This window comes from Streptomyces sp. a15, from assembly GCF_059026085.1.
In genome coordinates this window covers 1-782 of record NZ_JBWLKM010000262.1, presented here as the reverse complement: position 1 = coordinate 782, position 782 = coordinate 1, and the positions used below count along the sequence as shown (strand labels likewise).

The 782-nt window shown below is 68.2% G+C and carries 1 protein-coding gene; it reads right to left on the bottom strand.

Features of this window, described 5'->3' with window-relative positions; genetic code table 11:
• Window positions 1–782 (bottom strand): Rossmann-fold NAD(P)-binding domain-containing protein (locus AC5P09_RS52025; RefSeq protein ID WP_493880640.1); only part of this gene is annotated, 782 nt, incomplete at both ends.

Genomic DNA, 782 nt, shown 5'->3' with positions numbered 1-782 from the left:
GCCGCCAGCTTTCGGATGCGCGGATGGTTCTCCAGCGCCCACCGCACGGTCTTCGGCGGGCGTCCGAGCAGGGTTTCCAGCTGGTCGGTGGTGCCGCGGTATCCGCCGCCGCCCATCAGCCGGGTCAGGGTCTTCAGGTGCTCGGCGGTGTGCGGGAGCGCCCCCAGGGCGGGGTCGACGTAGGTTTCGTTCCAGGTTTCGACGTCTTCGGGAACGTAGACCACCTCGCGTCCCAGCACGGCCGCGAAGTCCTCCGCGAACCCGTGCATGTCCTTCAGCTCCGGACCGGTGAGGTCGTAGGACTTGGAGATGTGCGGCGCCGGGTCGGTCAGGATTTTCACGCAGAGCTCCGCCACGTCGTAACCCGCGATGGGCGCGAGCCGGTGGTCAGCGAAGGGCAGGCGGAGTTCACCCCTGGCCAGCGGCTCCAGCGCCAGCCAGGTCATCAGGGGGTTCTCGACGAACATGGCCCCCCGCACGTTGACGGTCGGGAGGCCGGACCACTCCAGCACCTGCTCGGCAACCCAGTGAGCCCGCTGCTGCGGCGACCAGTTCGCGATGAGGCCACCGAGCCACGCGCGCCGTTCTTCCTCCGGCGCGGTCATCTTGTCGAAGGTCATGAACGACTGCTCGTACTCGGAGATGTTGACGAACACCTCGATGTCGCCCTGGGCCCGTGCCGCCGCGGCCATCAGGCTGACGGCGTCGGTGTAGTACGGCGACAGGCTCATGCTGAAGTAGATGCGCCGGACGCCCTTCAGCGCGGCGGTCACGTCGGCGAT